13 protein-coding genes and 2 CRISPR repeat arrays are annotated in these 19133 nt (G+C 68.1%); of the genes, 10 read left to right on the top strand and 3 right to left on the bottom strand.

The features are described from left to right. Window positions 1-501 precede the first annotated feature (501 nt). Window positions 502-1143 (bottom strand): hypothetical protein, encoded by a 642-nt coding sequence (locus AKI01S_RS26310; RefSeq protein WP_067823564.1) that lies wholly within the window; start codon window positions 1141-1143, stop codon window positions 502-504. Between the two features lie 3223 nt (window positions 1144-4366). Further along, window positions 4367-5676: a CRISPR direct-repeat array (repeat unit 28 nt; unit sequence GGACCATCCCCGCATGCGCGGGGCCGAC). A 213-nt stretch (window positions 5677-5889) separates the two neighbouring features. Here AKI01S_RS26310 and AKI01S_RS26305 point away from each other — a divergent pair. The 9 genes from AKI01S_RS26305 to AKI01S_RS26265 all read left to right on the top strand — a co-directional run bounded on the left by AKI01S_RS26305 (window position 5890) and on the right by AKI01S_RS26265 (window position 16266). Continuing rightward, complete coding sequence (locus AKI01S_RS26305) at window positions 5890-8766, top strand: CRISPR-associated helicase/endonuclease Cas3 (RefSeq protein WP_084000273.1); 2877 nt, start codon at window positions 5890-5892, stop codon at window positions 8764-8766. Between the two features lie 250 nt (window positions 8767-9016). After that, on the top strand, window positions 9017-10690 hold the full coding sequence (gene casA / locus AKI01S_RS26300; protein WP_218009809.1) for a type I-E CRISPR-associated protein Cse1/CasA: 1674 nt from the start codon (window positions 9017-9019) through the stop codon (window positions 10688-10690). Window positions 10691-10695: 5 nt separating this feature from the next. Then, a complete protein-coding gene (casB, locus tag AKI01S_RS26295) occupies window positions 10696-11298 on the top strand; it encodes a type I-E CRISPR-associated protein Cse2/CasB (protein WP_067823559.1) in 603 nt (200 codons plus the stop codon). A gap of 88 nt (window positions 11299-11386) precedes the next feature. Then, window positions 11387-12523: a type I-E CRISPR-associated protein Cas7/Cse4/CasC gene (gene cas7e / locus AKI01S_RS26290; protein ID WP_067823556.1), complete on the top strand. Its 1137-nt coding sequence runs from the start codon at window positions 11387-11389 to the stop codon at window positions 12521-12523. Beyond that, a complete protein-coding gene (gene cas5e, locus AKI01S_RS26285) occupies window positions 12523-13320 on the top strand; it encodes a type I-E CRISPR-associated protein Cas5/CasD (RefSeq protein WP_067823554.1) in 798 nt (265 codons plus the stop codon). Before cas7e ends, cas5e begins: the two co-directional genes overlap by 1 nt. A 2-nt stretch (window positions 13321-13322) precedes the next feature. After that, entirely contained in the window at window positions 13323-14078 is a 756-nt protein-coding gene (cas6e, locus tag AKI01S_RS26280; protein WP_067823551.1) for a type I-E CRISPR-associated protein Cas6/Cse3/CasE, read from the top strand. After that, complete coding sequence (locus AKI01S_RS52905; RefSeq protein WP_218009807.1) at window positions 14078-14320, top strand: CRISPR-associated endonuclease Cas1; 243 nt, start codon at window positions 14078-14080, stop codon at window positions 14318-14320. The genes cas6e and AKI01S_RS52905 overlap by 1 nt, the downstream gene beginning before the upstream one ends. 335 nt (window positions 14321-14655) lie before the next feature. Further along, window positions 14656-15106: direct repeats of the CRISPR family, unit length 24 nt; unit sequence GTCGGCCCCGCGCACGCGGGGATG. Window positions 15107-15237: 131 nt separating this feature from the next. After that, window positions 15238-15987, top strand: a complete 750-nt coding sequence (locus tag AKI01S_RS26270) for a hypothetical protein (protein ID WP_067823548.1) — start codon at window positions 15238-15240, stop codon at window positions 15985-15987. Window positions 15988-16086: 99 nt separating this feature from the next. Beyond that, complete coding sequence (locus tag AKI01S_RS26265) at window positions 16087-16266, top strand: Lsr2 family DNA-binding protein (RefSeq protein WP_067823545.1); 180 nt, start codon at window positions 16087-16089, stop codon at window positions 16264-16266. 796 nt (window positions 16267-17062) lie between these two features. On the opposite strand, the gene AKI01S_RS26260 is transcribed toward AKI01S_RS26265, so the two are convergent. Next, complete coding sequence (locus AKI01S_RS26260; RefSeq protein WP_067823542.1) at window positions 17063-17308, bottom strand: hypothetical protein; 246 nt, start codon at window positions 17306-17308, stop codon at window positions 17063-17065. Next, complete coding sequence (locus AKI01S_RS26255; protein WP_067823539.1) at window positions 17309-17638, bottom strand: DUF6247 family protein; 330 nt, start codon at window positions 17636-17638, stop codon at window positions 17309-17311. Between the two features lie 569 nt (window positions 17639-18207). Between AKI01S_RS26255 and AKI01S_RS26250 the strand changes: the two genes are divergently transcribed. Beyond that, window positions 18208-19116, top strand: coding sequence for a hypothetical protein (locus AKI01S_RS26250; protein ID WP_067823536.1), 909 nt, complete (start codon window positions 18208-18210; stop codon window positions 19114-19116). Window positions 19117-19133 lie beyond the last annotated feature (17 nt).

The raw sequence follows: 19133 nt of genomic DNA, 5'->3' as shown, positions 1-19133 counted from the left end.
CCCACCCCGAGGGGGTTCTCCCTGCTCTGGTGGGGACCGGCGACGAACCCGTCGATCGACATCCCGATGTCGCAGGTGACCTTGCCGCAGGCTGTCGTACTCATGGCGTCATTGCTAATCTGCGTCGAATCTTCCTGCTCTAACTGAAGCAGCGCCAACTCCATCAGCCGTACGGCAGATACTCGCACCTTCCCTGCTCTCGACCCGCTGACACACAACCGCAGACCCATCGAGGTGATGATGCCCTGGGGCAGCAGCGACCCCGTGACGGCGTAGTCGAGAGAAGCGGTTGAACTCCCACAGTGTTAACGCCGAAAACACTTGACGCGCCCTGCCCACCCTCCACCGAGGTCAGCAGCATATTCGTGGCCATCCACCTACGGCAGGACCACCGACTCTCCGATCGGCCTGAGCAGGCTCCGCCCGCCGACAAGGCGACACGATCGGCAGCCCGTCAGCACTGGGAAGAGACGTCAAGCAACAGAGAACCGAAGCTACGGACTACAGCTTCCGCACTGCTCGCATTGCTTCCTGAGCTGGAACCGAAGCGGTCGATGGGTGACCGGTCCGCGCTGCAAGCTCCTCGATCTCAGCAACGGCGATACGCATTTGGGTGACCAGGCTGGCGGTTGCGCTGGGGGAGTGGGGACTGCGTAGCACCAACTCGATGCCCTCGGCCCATTCGTCGATGTCGGGATCGGTCTCCAGTTCCGGCCACACCCTCAACAGAGTCTCGGCGACGGCTCGTACGTGCTCCTCCGGAGGCGTGGCGGGGGAGGAGGAGTCGTCCAGCGCCTCGGGTGGTACACCCAGCCGGGCAGCGCCGATCTTGCGAGTGAGAGCTCGGATGCGGTCGTGGATGCCTTGACGCGTGCGGATGCCCGTAGCCGGGGTCAGTTGCCGCGTTTTGATGCGGTCCGCCTTGGCGGTGAGCAACGCGCGCTTCTCCAATCGGTCCAACTGTTCCCTGGCACAGCGGACCAGCAGCAACGCGTCCAGGACATTGGCCTGGCTGTCGACACGCGACAGCCGGGTGCGGCGACGCAGAGCGAAGTCCACGACAGCGGCGATGTTCTCTGGGTCGGGGAACGCTTCCAACCCCAGGTCGTCGTCCTTATGACGGGCGGCGATACGGTCAGCCACCTCGGCGGCGGAAACATCGCGGGGGAGTGGAACGGCTTTTCGCACTCCGGCATCATCTCAAAACGTCAGTAAGATGCTGACGTTTTAGGGGGTCGGTGATGCGGCATGTGGCGACCGGAGTGTTAACGCCGTGAACACTCTTGCGGCAACAGGGCGTTCACCTGGGAGAACATCCTCGCCGGGCGGCCTTCGGTGCCCACGGCCGACTCTCCCTCGGTGTTTGCGACAGAACCGCTCGGTGGCTTGAGCCGCCAAGCGGCAACGGCGTCTCTCGGCACAAGAAGCATGAGGAGCGGTGTGATGCCTCCTCTGCACAGCCCTCTGTCAAGCACCTGCTTCAAGGGTGGGGGAGGGGACTCGCAGGATCCACATGGCCTCGATGGGTGCCCGCCGCTGGTGTGAATGCAGTCCGCTAATGATCACGAAGGGAACGACCCAGCGGCGGGCATCATCACTCTAGCCGCACACCCAGCACGACACGATGAAGCCACTCATGACGAGGTTGCTGCGGCCAGACGCAGCTTGACCACGGCTCTGCGGAGAGCGGATGCCTGCAGCGATACCGGACCAGCTCCGCCTGCGTGGGGTCAGCCGCATATGCGGCCAGGGCATGGCTGGGGTCATCGGACCATCTCCGCTTGCGCAGGGCAGTCGCATTCCCGGCCCGTCAGCCGCTCGGTCACGCGAGACCATCCTCGCATGCACGGAACCGACATAGTTCGTCAGTCCAAGCTGGACTGGATCAAGGAGGCATCCCCGCATGCGCGGGGCCGACGACCTCAGCGTCTTCGAGCCGCCGCCGCAGGGCGGATCATCCCCGAATGCGCGGGGCCGACGGGGGTCATGACGCGTCTCCGTCCGGGGCGAAGGGACCATCCCCGCATGCGCGGGGCCGACCCGGGCTGGGCGGCTGAGCAGGCTTTCCAGACCGGACTATCCCCGCATGCGCGGGGCCGACGGAGTGACCTGGGCCTAGGAGTCGTAAGCACGCGGACCATCCCCGCGTGCGCAGGGCTGACGTGACCGAGATGCGGGTGTGGAGGTGGCACGCCGGACCATCCCCGCATGCGCGGGGCCGACCCCTGCACCGACGCGTACACGCCCTTGCTGACGGAACCATCCCCGCGTGCGCGGGGCCGACGGCACGCGCAGCGGTCTGGACGCCCAGATCGGGGGACCATCCCCGCATGCGCGGGGCCGACCGCTCTCCCCGCCTCGGCCCTCTGCTCCCGACCGGACCATCCCCGCATGTGCGGGGCCGACCGCAACGCCGTGATGCAGGCCAACGACCCGAACGGACCACCCCCGCATGCGCGGGGCCGACGTGGCCTCCCACGCCTCCCACAGGGCGGCGATGGGACCATCCCCGCGTGCGCGGGGCCGACCACATCAACCACGGCCACGGCGACCGGGCGGCCGGGCCATCCCCGCATGCGCGGGGCCGGCAGATCGCGACTGGCCAGCCACATCTCGTCGCGTGGGTCATCCCCGCATGCGCGGGGCCGACCCCGACCCCGCCCTGCTCCCCGATCCGCAGACCGGACCATCCCCGCATGCGCGGGGCCGACTACCTGGGCCCTATGGCGGTATGACGATATGGCGGACCATCTCCGCATGCGCGGGGCCGACCAGGTCGGGCACGACACGAAGAACCCGACACCCGGACCATCCCCGCATGCGCGGGGCCGGCCTGGCCACCCTCCCCGCGGAGTGGCACCCGGTGGGACTATCCCCGCATGCGCGGGGCCGACGGACTGCATTCACACCAGCGGCGGGCGCTCATCGGACCATCCCCGCATGCGCGGGGCCGACGGGGACGGTCGCCGGACCGCGGCGGGCCCGGTAGGACCATCCCCGCATGTGCGGGGCCAAGTGTCATCATAGGGACGCGGGGCGGCTGTCTTGTGGACCATCCCTGCCTGCGTGGAGGTCCACTGCCGCGGCTGTAGTTCCGCAGAGACCTGCCTGGGATCATCTCCGAATGCGCAGAGCCGACGCCCCGGTCGTGGGGCACGCGTCGAATGCACCGGGCCATCCTCGAGTGCGCGGAGCCAACACGCTGCACCCGCTCGCCTATGGCGGCTACCCAGGACCATCCCGCGTACGCGAGGCCGACCGCGCGAAGACCGTCGAAGGGTAGGGGAGTGGCAGCCCACCCCCGCCTGCGCGGGGCCGACTACGAAACGCCCAACGGCGCGAACCATCCCCGCGTGCGCGGGGCCGACGACACCGGGGTGCACAGCGACCAGGTCCCGTACGACTCATCCTCGCGTGTGTGGGGTCGGCCGGTGCGTACTGTTGTCCGGCCACGGCGACGAGGGATCATCCCGCCTGCGCGGGGCCGACCTGCTCGAGCTGCACGACGTGAATGTGCTTGGAGGGACCATCCTCGCCTGCGCGAGGTCGATCGCACCGGCGGAACCGGCGGGCTGGGGCTCTCCCCTTGCATGCGCGGGGCCGACGACGCGGGCACGCAGATGGCGGCCAAGCCCAAGGGACCACCCCCGCATGCGCGGGGCCGGCAGATCGCGACTGGCCAACCACATCTCGTCGCGTGGGTCATCCCCGCATGCGCGGGGCCGACTGGAGGAGCGGGTGCCCCGACCGGACCTATGCCGAACCATCCCAGCGTGCGCGGGGCCGACCAACGGACCCGCCACACGTTCGTACGCCATCCAGGACCATCCCCGCGTGCGCGGGGCCGACGTCCCGAGCCGGACCCACGCGGTAGCGATCGGCGGACCATCCCCGCATGCGCGGGGCCGACCCCCTGACCTGCGAAAACACAGGGTGGATCAGAGAACGATCCCCGCATGCGCGGGGCCGACTCCGACGCGCGGATGACCATGCGCTCACCCGGCGGACCATCCCCGCATGCGGGGTCGACTGCCGGATCGGCTCCGCGTCGGACCGCTCCGCGGGGCCATCCCCGCATGCGCGGGGCCGACTCACCGAGGGACGCCACGGCGGCATCGCGGGTCGGACCATCCCCGCGTGCGCGGGGCCGACCACGAACCGGACGGCAAGATCAAGGACGGGGTGGGACCATCCCCGCATGCGCGGGGCCGACGGTACGCGCCCGGTCGAGCTGGCCGTCGCGGGCGGACCATCCCCGCGTGCGCGGGGCTGACCCGAACAGCGTGTCGAAGCTGGCGATGTCGGTCGGACCATCCCCGCCTGCGCGGGCCGACGACAGCGACCAGCAGATGGCGGCCAAGCCCAAGAGGCCATCCCCGCCTACGCGGGACCGACAGGCTCAAGCGCCAGGACCCCAAGCACTGCCCGGGGCCATCCCCGCCTGCGCGGGGCCGACCCGTCGCCGATCATCCGGATCACGCTGCGGATGGGACCATCCCCGCATGCGCGGGGCCGACTTCAAGGTGCACATGCGCGCCTGGATCGACACCGGACCATCCTCGCATGCGCGGGGCCGACCTCATCGGCGCGCTGGCCGGCCGGGCCCTGCACGGACCATCCCCGCATGCGCGGGACCGACCGCTGCGCAGCTGGCCTGCCTCGCGGGCCTGGCGGACCATCCCCGCATGCGCGGGGCCGACTCACCCGAACTGGTTGCCGACGCGCTGGCCCAGGGACCATCCCCGCCTGCGCGGGGCCGACGTGACCTGGGGGACGCGGGGCATCTTCCACTCGGGACCATCCCCGCATGCGCGGGGCCGACCCTGGCGGGCGCGGCCCACACCCGGTGGACGACGGACCATCCCCGCATGCGCGGGGCCGACTCGTTCTCGGCCTCGATCCCCAGGCTGTTGGAGGGACCATCCCCGCATGCGCGGGGCCGACAGGGCGATAGCGACGAGCGTCCCCGCGTGGCCCGGACCATCCCCGCATGCGCGGGGCCGACCTGCCCGTGGTGGGCGATCCAGCAGGGGGTGTCGGACCATCCCCGCATGCGCGGGGCCGACATCCACCCGGCCGTGACCGCCGCGCTGGGTGAGGGACCATCCCCGCATGCGCGGGGCCGACGTCCGCACCGATGAGGCCCCGCCCGAGCTGATCGGACCATCCCCGCATGCGCGGGGCCGACGGACTGCTGGTGGTGGTGGGACTGCGTATCGCGGGACCATCCCCGCATGCGCGGGGCCGACGCGGCGGCGACCTGGTCGGACTGGGTCTTGCGGGGACCATCCCCGCATGCGCGGGGCCGACAAGCCCAGGTCAGCCCCGAAGGTTCCAAAAAGGGGACCATCCCCGCATGCGCGGGGCCGACTCACCCCGAGCAGGACCGGGCCGGGATCCCCGCGGACCATCCCCGCATGCGCGGGGCCGACTGGAGGTATCTCGCGGTCGGTGGGAGAATCGGGGGACCATCCCCGCATGCGCGGGGCCGACACCGACGACATCGACATGATGGTCATCGACGAGGGACCATCCCCGCATGCGCGGGGCCGACCGTTGCCGGTGTGGACCGGCCGCGTCTTGTCGCGGACCATCCCCGCATGCGCGGGGCCGACCCCGCGGCCTCGGACCACACGCCGTGCGCTGCGGGACCATCCCCGCATGCGCGGGGCCGACGCTTCCTGAACTGCGAGTTTGTGATGCAGGTCCCCAGGTTTCATTTAGTTGCATCACGCGACTCGTTCTCGATTTGCTCAGCTTGATCCAGCGTAGCTGAGGTGATGGCGGAGGGCGGATGAGGTGCCCCTCCCTCCCCTGGGAGGGGCCGTCGGATCACCCAGGGTTCTATGTCGAAGACCGAATGTCGGTGGCGACTCTTAAGCTCGCGGCATGCATGCCGCAGACAACGCGCCCCGAGAAGACGGGGGGACTGGACGCTTCGGCGATGATGAGGTCCAAGGCTGGTTGGGGGTGCTGTGGGGCAAGTCCGCCAAGCGGGCTGGCGGGGTACTGAACCTGTTGCTGTCCCACATATTTGACACGGCTGCGGTCGCTGAGCAGATCTGGGACCACTACCTGTCGCTGTCGGCTCGTCGGATGCTGAACGAGGTCTCTGGCGGCCAAGGCTGCCGGTTCTTCGCCTGGCTGTGTGGTGTGCACGACTACGGGAAGGCCACGCCCGCTTTCCAGCATGTTGATGCCTTCAGCGCTGAGGCGGTTCTCAGAGCGGGTCTTTCGTGGAATCGGCACGTGGTCGACCGCGTGCGTTGGCGGCATGATCGGGCGGGTGCGTATCTCCTGCGGAGGGATCTGGGGGAAGCATGCTGGGGTGAGGAGCAGATCGAGTGGGTGTGGCCGTTGGTCGCCGGACACCATGGGTTGTTCCCGCCACTTCGGGAGGTGCGGGAGCCCCGCGGGGGGCGCGGAGAGTTGCCAGGGCGTGGACCGGCATGGCCGCGGGTTCAGAAAGCGCTCCTGTCGATCCTTACTGCAGAGTTGGGCTATACGGATCTCGCCGAGGTGCAACCGGCGCGGGCCCCGACCCGCGCTGAACAGTTGCAGCTCAGCGGACTGATCGTGATGGCGGACTGGATCGCCAGTGACCACCGGCACTTCCCGGGGATCGACGATCTGGACAGGGTGAGTCTGGTCGGGGCGCGCCGTCGCGCCAGGGATGCCTGGAAGAGCTTGGGGTTGCGGGGAGGCTGGGGCGAGCTTCCGATGCCAGATGCCGACACCTTCCGTCGCAGGTTCAACGAGACTCCTCGCCCCTCGCAGGTGCTTGTCCAAGAGGTTGCCGCGCTCATGGGCGCTCCAGGGCTGATGGTGGTCGAGGCCCCGATGGGGGAGGGGAAGACCAAGGCCGCGTTGATCGCCGCCGAGGTGCTCGCCTCCCGGTTCGGACTAGACGGTGTGTTTGCCGGAATGCCGACGCAGGCCACCAGCGATCCGGTGTTCGGCAAGGTTCGCGACTGGGTAGCTCGGATCGATCCTGATCTAAGCAGTCAGGTTGCGTTGCTGCACGGCAAGCGGCGGTTCAACAAGGAGTGGCAGAGCCTGCTCACCAGCGCCGGGAACGAGCCCGACACCTACTTCGACGGCATCGAGGAGGACGAGTTTGGCCTGCCCGACATGTGGGCTGATCCTGATGAGGCCCCCGAGCGCCGGGCTCCTGCCGAATGGTTTCTGGGATCTATGCGGGGCCTGCTGAGCCCGTTCGTTGTTGGCACCATCGACCAGCTTTTGTATGCGGCGACCCGCACCAAGCACGTCATGCTGCGCATGGCCGGGCTCGCGGGCAAGGTTGTCATCCTGGACGAGGTTCACGCCGCCGACGTCTATATGTCGCAGTTCCTCCAGGAAGGGTTGCGCTGGTTGGGGCAGGCGAAGGTTCCGGTGGTGCTGTTGTCTGCGACGCTGCCGCCGGCGCAGCGTCGTGCGCTGGTGGCCGCCTACCTGGCCGGAGCCACCGGCCAGGAGGAGGACGAGGTTGAACTGCCGTCGGAGCCGACGGGGTACCCCAACGTGACGGCTGTTTGGCCGGAGGCCCACAGGGTGCGCAGCGAGGTCCGGTCTGCCGAGACGTGGCGCAAGGATCTGTACACCCGGATCGAGGTGCTGAGCGAACCGGTCACTGCGCAGCAGGAGCGGGCAGACGACACCATCTCGCCCGGCGACAAGGCGGTCAGAGCATTGCTGCGTGAACGGCTGGCGGAGGGTGGCTGCGCGCTGGTCATTCGCAACACCGTGCCGCGAGCGCAGGCGACCTATGCGGCGTTGCGCGCAGAATTCGGCGATCAGACGCGTCTGTTGCATGGCCGGTTGAACGCCGGGCATCGCGCCGACCGCACCGAGGAGTGCCTGGATCTTCTGGGGCCACCCGACGATGAGCGTGTTCGGCCTGACCGGCTGATCGTGGTTGCGACGCAGCTGGCTGAACAGTCCTTCGACGTCGATGCGGATCTGCTGATCACCGATCTGGCCCCGATGGACCTGCTTCTGCAACGCTTGGGCCGGGCTCACCGGCACGCCTGGGAGGTCCGTCCACCTCTGGTGAAGGTGCCCCGCATCGTTGTCACCGGGTTCGAGCCTCGTCCTGACGGGCCGCCCGCGTTGCTTCCGGCCAGCGTCAGCATCTATGGGGAGTATCTGCTGCTGCGGACAGCGGCTATGGTCCTGCAAGCCGAGGGTGGTACGTGGGCGATCCCGGGGGCGGTTCCGAGCCTGGTCTCGCGGGTGTATGGCCCTCAAGCGGTGGTTCCTGAGGCATGGTCTGGCGCCGAAAGCACGGCGCGTGACAGGTGGAAACGGGAACAGGACGAGCGGCAGCGCAACGCCGAACCGTTCCTGCTGACCCGCGTCGGAGAGCGCGACAAGCCGACCCTGGCCGGGCTTCACTTCGGCCATTCCCGTGGCGTGTCCGGCGATGAGCAGTTCCAGTCCCTGGTGCGGGACGGCGAGCGCACCATCGAGGTCGTCATGGTGAAAGGCGGAGAGCGAGGCTTTCACACGCTGGCCGGGCGTCGGCTCAGCATCAACGGTGAGGTCGCTCCGGACTTGCTGGACGAGGTGCTGTTCGCCACCGTCCGGCTTCCAGCGACGCTGACCGAGGTGGCGGAGCGGGAACTGTCTGCTCTGAGCGGCTGGCGTGACCACCCCTGGCTCCGCTACACCCGCGCCCTGGTGCTGGACGAGGATGCCTGCGCCGTGCTCGATGGGCATCAGGTTCAATACGACGACCAGTTGGGGCTGGTCGTCGATGGGTGACCAAAGAGGAAGGGGCCCGCGTGTCACGTGGGCCCCTCATCCCCGCATGCGCGGGGCCGATTTGCTTCCCCAGTCTCACTGGGGAGCTCGCCCCAGAAGTAGCTAGGAGCCATCCCCGCCATAGCCGACAACGCCGACGTGTGCAGGGCCATGACCAACCTATGTCCGCATTTGGCCTTCGCCCTCCTCTGAACGTCGAAGACGTTAACTTGGTGCCGCCCCAGAAGAAGCTAGTTCAAAGGTTGTCATTGTGTTCAACCTGATTGACGAGCGCTGGTTGGTGCTGCGCGGGCGTGACGGTGAATCCGTCGAGGTGAGCCTGCTGGAAGCCCTGCTGGACGCCGAGCGGTACGAAGAGCCGGTCGTGGATCTGCCCACCCAGACACCGGTGCTGTTCCGCCAGCTTTTCCTGCCGGTGATGGTCGCGGCTCTGGGAGCCCCGGCCAACGAGCACGAATGGGCTGACCGATTCGGAGCGGGGTACTTTTCCTCCACCGAGCGCAAGAAGATCAGCGACTATCTGGACAAGCACCGGGACCGCTTTGAGCTGTTCCACCCGCGCACGCCCTTCGCTCAGGTCGGCGGGCTGCGGACGGCCAAGGACGAGACCAAAGGGGCGGCCCTGCTGGTGGCGACGGCCGCGACCGGGAACAACGTGCCGCTCTTTTCTGCGCGCAGCGAGGCCGACCCGCTGCCGCTGACGCCCGCCAAGGCCGTCCACTGGCTATTGCATGCCCATTGCTGGGACACTGCCGCGATCAAGACCGGTGCCGCCAACGATCCCAAGGCGAAGGCGGGCAAGACCACTGGCAACCCGACCGGACCGCTCGGGCAGCTCGGCGTCGTCATGCCGATCGGCACCAACCTGTATGAGACGTTGATGCTGAACCTTCCCATCGGGCCGCCCGGCGGCAGAGGCCAGCCCCACTGGGAACGCGACCCCGCCAACAGCACCTGGGACACTTTCGACCCCCCAGGCCTTCTGGATTTGTGGACCTGGCAGTCCCGTCGCATCCGCTTGATCCCCCAACAGACGCCCGACGGTATCCGCGTCACCCGCGTTGTGGTGTGCGCCGGGGACCGGATACGCAGCCTGCCCGAATGGGAACCCCACACCACCTGGAACTTCCGCAAGATCTCCAAGAAGGCGAGCGAACGCAAGCCCCGCCGCCACCAGCCCGGCAAAGCGATCTGGAGGGGACTGGACGCCTTCCTCACCCTGGAGCCCCCCCATCAGGGCGAGAACGGTCCCGAGACGAGCCTGCTGCTGCGGCAGATCGGTGATCTACAGGACCGGATGCCCGAGGGGTACCCCCTCCGGGTGGCCACGTTCGGAATGGTCTACGGCAACCAGTCCGCAGTCGTAGAGGATGTCATCCACGACGCCATGCCCTTGGCCGTGGCGGCTCTGAAACCGGGCAGCCTGCCCTACGACATGCTGCTGGACATCACCCGCCAGGCCGAGGAACTCGCCCAAGCCGTCAACCGGCTGTCTGACGATCTCCGCAAAGCCACCGGCGCCGACCCGATCCCCTGGGACAAGGGGCAGCGTCCCGGCGAACGGGTCCTGCACGCCCTGGACCCGCTGGTGCGCCGGGTCCTGTTGGGGGTGCGCCGTGAGGCCGACGATCACAAGCGGCTGGAGGCAGGCCAGCTCGCCTGGGAGAAGGTGGCCTGGACCAAGACCTGGCAGATCGTCGACACCTTGTTCGCCGCGCTGCCTGCCGGGTCCTTCCTCGGCCGAAAGACCACCCAGGACAACGGGACCACCGTGACCTGCAGACCCGGCGCGGCCGACGAACAATTCCGCCGCCGACTCACCGCCATCTTGCCGCGCGCCGCCGAATTCCATCGGCAGGCCGCCAAGGACCGGCGCGCGGTCCACCAGGATCCCGAACCACAGCCCCTGACGGCCGGAGCGTAAAGCCCATGACCGACAAGTCCCAGCGGTACTGGAACCAGCACGCGCGCCAGGACGGCACCTGGCGCATCGACCCCACCTACGGCAAGCCGAAGAAACCACCGGGGGAGGACCTGGCCGACTTCCGTGCCGGGCTCGGCCAGCTGCCCGGTTCGGTCCCACGGCTGTGGCGTCACTACACCTGCGATGCCGATGAGCACCTGGCGCGCAAGGGCGAGCTGTCCTACGAGCAGGCCGCCGAACACGCCGCGCTCGCCCTGTACGGGCTGCACCAGCAGTCCCAAGACCGGCCGATGCACCGCCCCGGAATCGGACTCGGCACGGCGCTGCGCGCCCTGCGCAAGAGCGAGAAGTTCAGCGAGGACGCCGTCGATGCCCGCGTCGCCGCACTGGCGACCGCCACCAGCGTCCCGGCGCTGCTGATGCGACTACGCGGGCTGATCACCCAGCTTCGCGACATCGGCCAACCCCTGGACTACGACCGGCTGATGGACGACATCGGCGCCTGGTACCGCGCCGACCGCCGCCCCCGCGTGCGTCGCGCCTGGGGCGTTGACTACCACGCCTGGGAGAAGCCGACCGAACCGAAGGACAACCTGAAGGACAAGTAGCCGGGCACGACCCCAGCCACTGTCCAAGAACCTTCACCCCACCTGAACTCGGCGTTCGCGCCGCCTGCCACCCCATTCGGAGAACCTCATGCTCAAGCGCCTCTATCTCGACGTCCACATCCTGCAGACGGTGCCCCCGGCCAACCTCAACCGTGACGACCAGGGCAACCCCAAGGAAGCGATGTTCGGGGGAGTGCGCCGCGCCCGTGTCTCCTCTCAGGCATGGAAGCGGGCCACACGCAAGGAGTTCGCCGAGAAGGTCCCCCAAGAGGAACTGGCCACGCGGACCCGACGGGTGACCGCCGAACTGACCCGCAGACTGGCCGCCCGCACCGACCTGCAGGGTGACGCCGCCGCACGCGTCGCCGGGGCGCTGCTGGCTCCGCTGGGCATCAAGGCGGGCAAGAAGGAAGGCGACACCGCCTACCTGCTGTTCTACGGCAACCGTCAACTGGAGACCATCGTCGACCTGGTCGCCGACCAGGCCGCCGAACTGGCCGAGGCCACCGACGACGCCCTGGCCGCCGCCGTCAAGGACCTGCCGATCGCCGACAAACTCACCGCCGGCCACCCCATCGACGTGGCGCTGTTTGGCCGCATGGTCGCCGACATCCCCACCCTCAACGTCGACGCCGCCACCCAGGTCGCCCACGCGCTGTCCACCCACGCCGCCGACCTGGAGTTCGACTACTTCACCGCCGTGGACGACAAGAACGAAAAAGGCGAGACCGGCGCCGGAATGATCGGCACCATCGGGTTCAACTCCGCCACCCTGTATCGCTACGCCACCCTTGGGCTCCACCAGCTCCACGACAACCTCGGCAACCTCGATGCCACCCTGGAGGCTGTCGAGCTGTTCCTCGCCTCCTTCGCCCGCGCCATGCCCACAGGCCACGGCAACTCCTTTGCACACCGCACCCTGCCCACCCTGCTGACGGTGGTCGCCCGCCGGGACCAGCCCGTCAACCTGGTGTCGGCATTCGAACGCCCCGTCGTGTCCACCGAGGGCATCGCCGCCGAATCGGCCCTCCGGCTGGCCCGCGAACACCAGCGCGCCACCCAGCAGTGGGGCGACGAGCCCACCTACACCGCCGTCACCCACACCCTGGACCCCGACACCCGGCACGCCATCGCCGTCACCGAGGCCTTTGGTACCTCCCAGAGGTTCGGGGACCTGCTCACCGGACTGCGCGCCCACCTGGTCGAGCACACCAAGCAGGCCTGATGGACACCACCGACCACCAAGCCACCCTGCTGCTGCGCCTAGCTGGCCCCCTGCAATCGTGGGGTGACCGCAGCGCCTTCAACCGCCGCGAGACCCGCCCCGAGCCGACCAAGTCCGGCGTCCTGGGGCTGCTGGCCGCCGCCGCGGGCCGCCGCCGCGAAGACCCCATCGATGACCTACGCGACCTGCAGATGGGCGTGCGCGTCGACGCCCCCGGCACGCTACTGCGGGACTACCACACCGTCAGCGACTACCGGGGACGGCCACTGCCACAAGCCGGCGTCAACGCCAAAGGCGTCCAGAAACCCACCGGACCCGCCAAGTACACCCACGTCACCCAGCGTTTCTACTTGCAGGACGCGGTGTTTGTCGCCGCGCTCACCGGCCCCACCGCACTGCTGACCACACTCGCCGACGCCGTGCGGCACCCCGCCTTCCCCCTGGCGCTGGGACGGCGCTCCTGCGTCCCCACCCAGCCGATCCTGCTGGAAATCCGCCACCACAGCCTGCGGGAGGCATTGACGAGTGTGCCCTGGCAGGCGAGCGAGGTGGCCCGCCAGGCCTACCACCGCACCTCGGCCCACCCCGAACGCATCAATCTGTCAGCCACCATCGAGGACATCAACGGCCCCGACACCGCAGGCGATGTCCCGTTGTCCTTTGATCCACGCGATCGCCGCTTCACCACCCGCCGCATCACCCACGACTGGCTCACCGTCCCGACCGGACTTCCCCCCTCCAACAAGCCCGACGCCACCGACGGCGGCCACGACCCCTTCGCCCTGCTGGGCTGGTGACCATGACCTACCTGTCACGTATCCGCATCAACCCGCTGCGCGAGGCGAGCCGCAAGATGCTCGCCAACCCGCGCATCCTGCACGCCGCCGTCATGGGAGGCGTCCCCGACCACCCCACCCAAGAACGCGCCCTGTGGCGACTGGACACCGACAACCCCCGCCGCCCGATGCTGTTCGCCCTCACCCGGTCCAAGCCCGACTGGACCCACATCGTGGAAAGCGCCGGCTGGCCCGACGCCGACGGAGAACACGCCGCCGTCCGCGACTACACCCCGCTGCTCGCCCAACTGGCCACCGGTCGCCAGTTCGCCTTCCGTGTCACCGCCAACCCCATCCAGAACACCTTCAGACCGCACAAACCCACGCCCGGACAGCTGGAGAAACAAGCCCTCGGCAGCCACCGCGCCCAACGGCTGGGCCACCGCACCGCCGCAGCACAACTCCAGTGGTTCACCGAACGCACCCAGCGCTGGGGTTTTCGTCTTCCCGAGGCCAGAACCGACACCGGCATCCCCGACCTGGCCGACGACATCCAGATGCGCCCCGCCCACGAGCTCCTCATCACCCGCCGCGACCGACTGACGTTCAACAAGCCCGACAACCCCAAGCCCGTCATCCTGCACACCGCCACCTTCGAGGGCCTGCTGGAGATCACTGACGTTGGCGTCTTCACCGAGCGACTCCTCGCCGGCATCGGCCCCGCCAAGGCATATGGCTGCGGCCTGCTCACCCTCGCACCCCCCAGAAAGCTGCGCTAGTGGCCGACATCTGGTGGAAAGCCCACCCCCACGACCTGCACCGCCTCACCGACCGCGTCTCCAGCGTCTACGTCGAACGCTGCCACGTCGACCGGGACGAAAACGCCGTCGTCATCGTCAACAAACTCGAAACGGTCCGCGTCCCGGCCGCCATGGTCGCCACCATGCTCCTGGGACCCGGCACCAGAGCCACCCACGCAGCCATCGCCCTGCTGGCCGACTCCGGCACCACCGTCAGCTAGGTCGGCGAACAAGGCGTGCGCATGTACGCCTCCGGCCTGGGCCCCAGCCGCGGCGCCGGACTCCTGCACCGTCAGGCATGGCTGATCACCCGCCCCAAAGAACGCCTCAACGTGGCGCGCGCGATGTATAGCATGCGCTTCCCCGGCGAAGACGTCTCGGCCAAGAGCATGCAACAGCTACGCGGCCGTGAAGGATCACGCATCCGCAAGCTGTACCAGGCGCATGCCCAGCGCACCGGAGTCCCCCGGAACGGCCGCGAATACAAGCCTGGGGATACCTTCGCCGCAGGCGACGACCTCAACCGCATGCTGTCGGCGGCCAACGCCGCCCTGTAGTCGGCCCCGCGCACGCGGGGATGCTCCTTCGACACCCCACCCCCGGACCACCGATGACCGGTCGGCCCCGCGCACGCGGGGATGGTCCGATGTTCATCCACACCCAGCCCGACACCGAGGCGTCGGCCCCGCGCATGCGGGGATGGTCCGCCGCCGGTCCAACCAAGGCGGATCCTGCGTGGGTTGGCCCCGCGCACGCGGGAATGGTTCCCTGCGCACCGGCAACGGCTGGTTCGTCCTGGTGTCGGCCCCGCGCACGCGGGGATGGTCCGCCGTATGGACGCGGAACTTTCACGTGTGCTCCGTCGACCCCGCGCACGCGGGAATGCTGCGAGGATGCTCAGGAAGTCCGTGACGCCGGAGACGTCGGCCCCGCGCACGCGGGGATGCTCCGTCCTTGCCCAGCTTGCGGGCCCTCTTGCCGGTGTCGGCCCCGCGCATGCGGCGATGATCCGAACTCCCCCAGCACTCCGCCGTCCTTCAGCCAGTGCCAAAAGCACATGTAATCGCCGTAACCTGCCAGCCGCCCCACCGTCCCCGGTCGGGCGGCTGGCCCATACCCCGACCGATACGGAGTCACCATGACCCCCCAACTCCTCGGCAGCCACACCGCAATCGCCACCACCGGCCACGGCATGTTCGGCTTCTATGACGAAGAAGGCGCCTACCCCGAACCTCCACCCCGGCACGGTGACCAGTGGTACACCGCCTCTAGCGGCGCGGTCCGCATCTACCCGGTCTGTCAGCACCCTGCCCCTGCCATCCGTTTCGAACGCTGGGACCGGCTGCCGTCGCACGACGTCTATGACGAACTCGACCTGCCCGAAGTCGCGGCCACGCCCACATTCGAAATCAACGGAGAGGGATCCCTGGGCCTGATGGCGGTGGCCGCCGGTGCCGAACCCGGCGTGTTCAAAATTCCTCCGGGCCGCTACCACCTCCAGTTGCTCGGGTACCGGCGCTCGCTCGCGGCCGCCAAGGAACGCGACCTCCAAGCGCGCAACGCCGACGATGAGGAATGGGAGCAGGCCCAAGGCGCCGAACTGTACGTCGCCCGCTTCTGGCCGGCCCCAGCGGAACCCATACCCCAGCCGCAGACCCCCACCGACGCCGCAACCGACCGGTACATCGCAATCGTCCACGCCTGGGCAAGGAACCAGGGCATCCCTATCGACGACCACACAGGCGATGCATGGGAGGCGGCACATGCGGCCGACATCCGGGCTTGGTACGAAGGCCAGGGAATCCCGATCAACGAGTTCGGCCGCATCCCCGGGCACATGGTCGACAGGTACGTGGCCGAGGTGTACCCAGCAGAGGGGCAGGAATGAGCGAGGACCTTAACCCACGAGAACAGGCCATCATCGACTACGAGACCATGTTGCGACCCTGGCATGCGACCAGCGCATCACAGTCACAGCCGGATCCCGTTGCAGGTCAAGGAGCGTTACGCAGCCGCGACCGGAGAGACCCGCGAACAGGTGATCGCGCTCGAAACGGTCCGGGCGTGGGCGGAAAGCCACGACATCAAGATCAACGAATACGACCGCATCCCCGGCCGCCTGGTTGCCGAGTACGAGGCCGCACACCAAACAGAACAACGGGAGTGACCTCGTGCGCTCACCAGCCGTCCTCTCCCCCGAAAGCCCCAGAGTGTCGAGGGCACGAGGGCCGCCGTCTCAGTTGCGACAGCACAACCTGCGCCGCGACCTGAACATGCCGGTGGTGGTCTGCGCCCAACTCGACCGTGGCCCCGAACAACGCCTCAACCACCGCCCGGAAGTGCTGCTGATCCTTGACTGTTGGAGTTGCGTGGGATCGTGACGTCCGGGTTGGTGTGCGGTACGCCGGAGGCATGCGATATGAGCAGGGCGGCGGGTCGGCCTCGCCGACTGGACACGGATCAACTCCTTCCCGACCGCCGGAGACTACGACCACGGCCTGCAGATCCTGGACCGCGTCCGCGCCGATGTGGTCCACCATGCCGTCGCCGCCTCTCCGGCTGTGGCCGCGCTGCCCGGCAGTATGCACCTGCGCGCTCACCCTGGCTGCCCGCCTCGATGCCACCGACCCGGGTCAGGCGCCACTACATCGACCTGGCCCGCGCATCTGATGGCCACTTGGTGCCGTTTCAGTCAGGTCCAAGGCGTGCGACGACACCTCACCGTGAGGCTGGGGGAGCGAATCAGCCGACCATGGCTGGCGCGTCTTCCTCCTACGCTCTCGGTTGCCCATAGCTGTTGTGCGCCCGCTTTGTGCACCCGTGCCAAGCCGGGAACCAAGCCGACACGGCTGCCATCAAGTGCGAGGGCGGCGCCGGAAGCCCGCCAGCCAACGCGGCCGCCCTTGTGCACCCGTGGCAGAACTACTGGATGCGCACCGAGCAGCTCAGGGAAACTCTCCTCGTCATACCCATTCGATGCGGAGCACGTATACCTCGCGCTGTTCCTCCAGCACGATGTAGGTGGCCAGGCCGTACTCCCCGAATGCGTGGGTCAGCATGTTGCCGGTGGGATTGGCCGGATGGAACGGGTGCCCGCTGCCTGGTGCCAGTTCCAGTAGTTCAAACAAGGCCGCCAGCGGCCCGAGCGCTTCCTCGGGCAGCGCAAGGATGGTGTCCTCGGCTTCCGGGGTGAGGATGACCTCGAACACTTACCGGGAACCCTCCCGCTCGGCCAGCACCTCGCGCCATGATCGCCCTCGCGGCACCGTCTGTCCCGCCCGTACCTGGTCGGCCCGGGTGTGCATGCCTTCCCGGCCGACCGGGTCGGCCACCGAGGCACAGGCGGTAATCCACCACCGATGCACAAACTCGTTCAACGACCCAAGATCCAAACTGACCCGGACCTCATCGAGGACGTTCTTCAGCCCTGCGTCGAACGCCTCGCGATCCCGCGACGCCGTCAACGCGGCCCGGATAGCGCGCAAGTTCTTCTCCACCTGCCGTGCTGGCGCAGAGGGACCTTCAGGCTGTGCCGTCATACAGACAGACTAAGGGACCAGCGGCTCACGGCTGCTGGCCGGAGGGCCAAACCCAGACACAAGGCAGGGAGCGGCCAGGCTGGGCGGCTGCTTTCCTGCCTTGACCACATTGACCTGGCCGATGGGCTGATCAAAAGACTGTTTGATCTACACGCTGATCTCGGTGGCAACACCGCTGATGCGTCACCTGGCACCTCTGGAGCCTCCGGTGCGCTCCCCGAGGGGACCATTGGACGATGCGTTGTTCTACCGGTTCCGTTGAGCCGCTCTTTGCCTGGCGGAGTTGCGCTGGGAAACGGCCAGTGCCTTGATCTAGGCAGCGGCCAGCGTACCGGGCAGCTTTTCAGGTACTGCCTGCGCTCTCTGCTTGTTCGAGCTGTCGCTGCCGGACGATGGCATGATCACTGCCGACGTCTATCTGGAGCAGGCCCGGCCGTGGTTCGATCGACCGATGGGGAGAGGGGATCCTGACCGATGCGTATCTCTACTTCTAACAGGGGAAACGCTGTTCTGTCAGACCCCCTCTCTAATCTCAACTTGCGATGTCACAACAGCGAAGCGGGGAGTCAATGACGGGGCAGCTCACTTCTCCACTCTCGACAGGCGGGGCCGGCGTCGTCTTCGAGTATCGCGTAGCGGCGTTGATGTTCAGCCGCTTGCTGCGCGGGGCCCACGTGCCAGTCGGGATCCAGTTGCCACTCGAGCGGGTGGCCCTCCAACAGCGCAACGAGGGATATCCCTTCGACGACATCGTGGCCCACGCCGGTCCCGACGGCGACGGCCCGAGTATCCAGATCCAGGTCAAGCGTCGTCTCCAGATCACCCGCCGGGACGCCGAGTTCATCAAGGTGATGACGACGGCCTTGGATGTATGCCGGACTCACCCCGACGAGCTGGACGACGGATCACTTCTGATGGGATTGGCAGCTGGCGCGCCGACGAGCGAGCTGTCGGAGCTCGCCGAGTTGACGGAGATGGCGCGAGCACACACCGACCACCACGGGCTCCAAAGCCTGCTCCGTGCCGGCATCACCCATCAAAGGCTCCGGACGCGCTACGACCACGTGAACGCCACGGTGGCCACTGCAGCGGGCGGGGTCGATGACCAGGCTGCCGCACCTCTGACCCACCGCCTACTGGCGAGTCTGCATGTCTGGCAGGTTCTCACCGGACCGGACGACCGAGACTGGCAGACGGAACTCGACGGGCTGGCACCCCTGGCGGCTCGAGCTGGCAGGACCTCTGCCGACATCATGGAGCATCTGTGCGGCTTTGCGCAGGAGCATGGCCCGCGAAGCGGTCACGTCGACGCCGACCTTCTCCGTAGGGAGCTTCGGGGACGGTACGGCATTCGGTTGGCTTCCCTCGAGGGGACCGTCCAACGTTCCGGTGCCTCGATCACCGTTTCCAACACCGGCCCGGGCACCGTGTTCGCCGGTGAACGCCAGGAGTTCCACAACCTCCGCATCGGAAGTTGATCGGCTTCCCACCCCCC

This window comes from Actinomadura kijaniata NBRC 14229 (assembly GCF_001552175.1).
GTDB lineage: Bacteria > Actinomycetota > Actinomycetes > Streptosporangiales > Streptosporangiaceae > Spirillospora > Spirillospora kijaniata.
Note: the sequence above shows the minus strand (reverse complement) of the source record. Positions and strands in the feature narration are given on the sequence as shown.

What these genes read in the sequence shown, in the direction of transcription:
- cas7e (WP_067823556.1), top strand. Translation starts at nt 11,387, where the DNA reads ATGCTCAAGCGCCTCTATCTCGACGTCCACATCCTGCAGACGGTGCCC.
- AKI01S_RS26250 (WP_067823536.1), top strand. Translation starts at nt 18,208, where the DNA reads ATGACGGGGCAGCTCACTTCTCCACTCTCGACAGGCGGGGCCGGCGTC.
- cas6e (WP_067823551.1), top strand. Translation starts at nt 13,323, where the DNA reads ATGACCTACCTGTCACGTATCCGCATCAACCCGCTGCGCGAGGCGAGC.
- AKI01S_RS26305 (WP_084000273.1), top strand. Translation starts at nt 5,890, where the DNA reads ATGCATGCCGCAGACAACGCGCCCCGAGAAGACGGGGGGACTGGACGC.
- AKI01S_RS26270 (WP_067823548.1), top strand. Translation starts at nt 15,238, where the DNA reads ATGACCCCCCAACTCCTCGGCAGCCACACCGCAATCGCCACCACCGGC.
- cas5e (WP_067823554.1), top strand. Translation starts at nt 12,523, where the DNA reads ATGGACACCACCGACCACCAAGCCACCCTGCTGCTGCGCCTAGCTGGC.
- casB (WP_067823559.1), top strand. Translation starts at nt 10,696, where the DNA reads ATGACCGACAAGTCCCAGCGGTACTGGAACCAGCACGCGCGCCAGGAC.
- AKI01S_RS26255 (WP_067823539.1), bottom strand. Translation starts at nt 17,638, where the DNA reads ATGACGGCACAGCCTGAAGGTCCCTCTGCGCCAGCACGGCAGGTGGAG.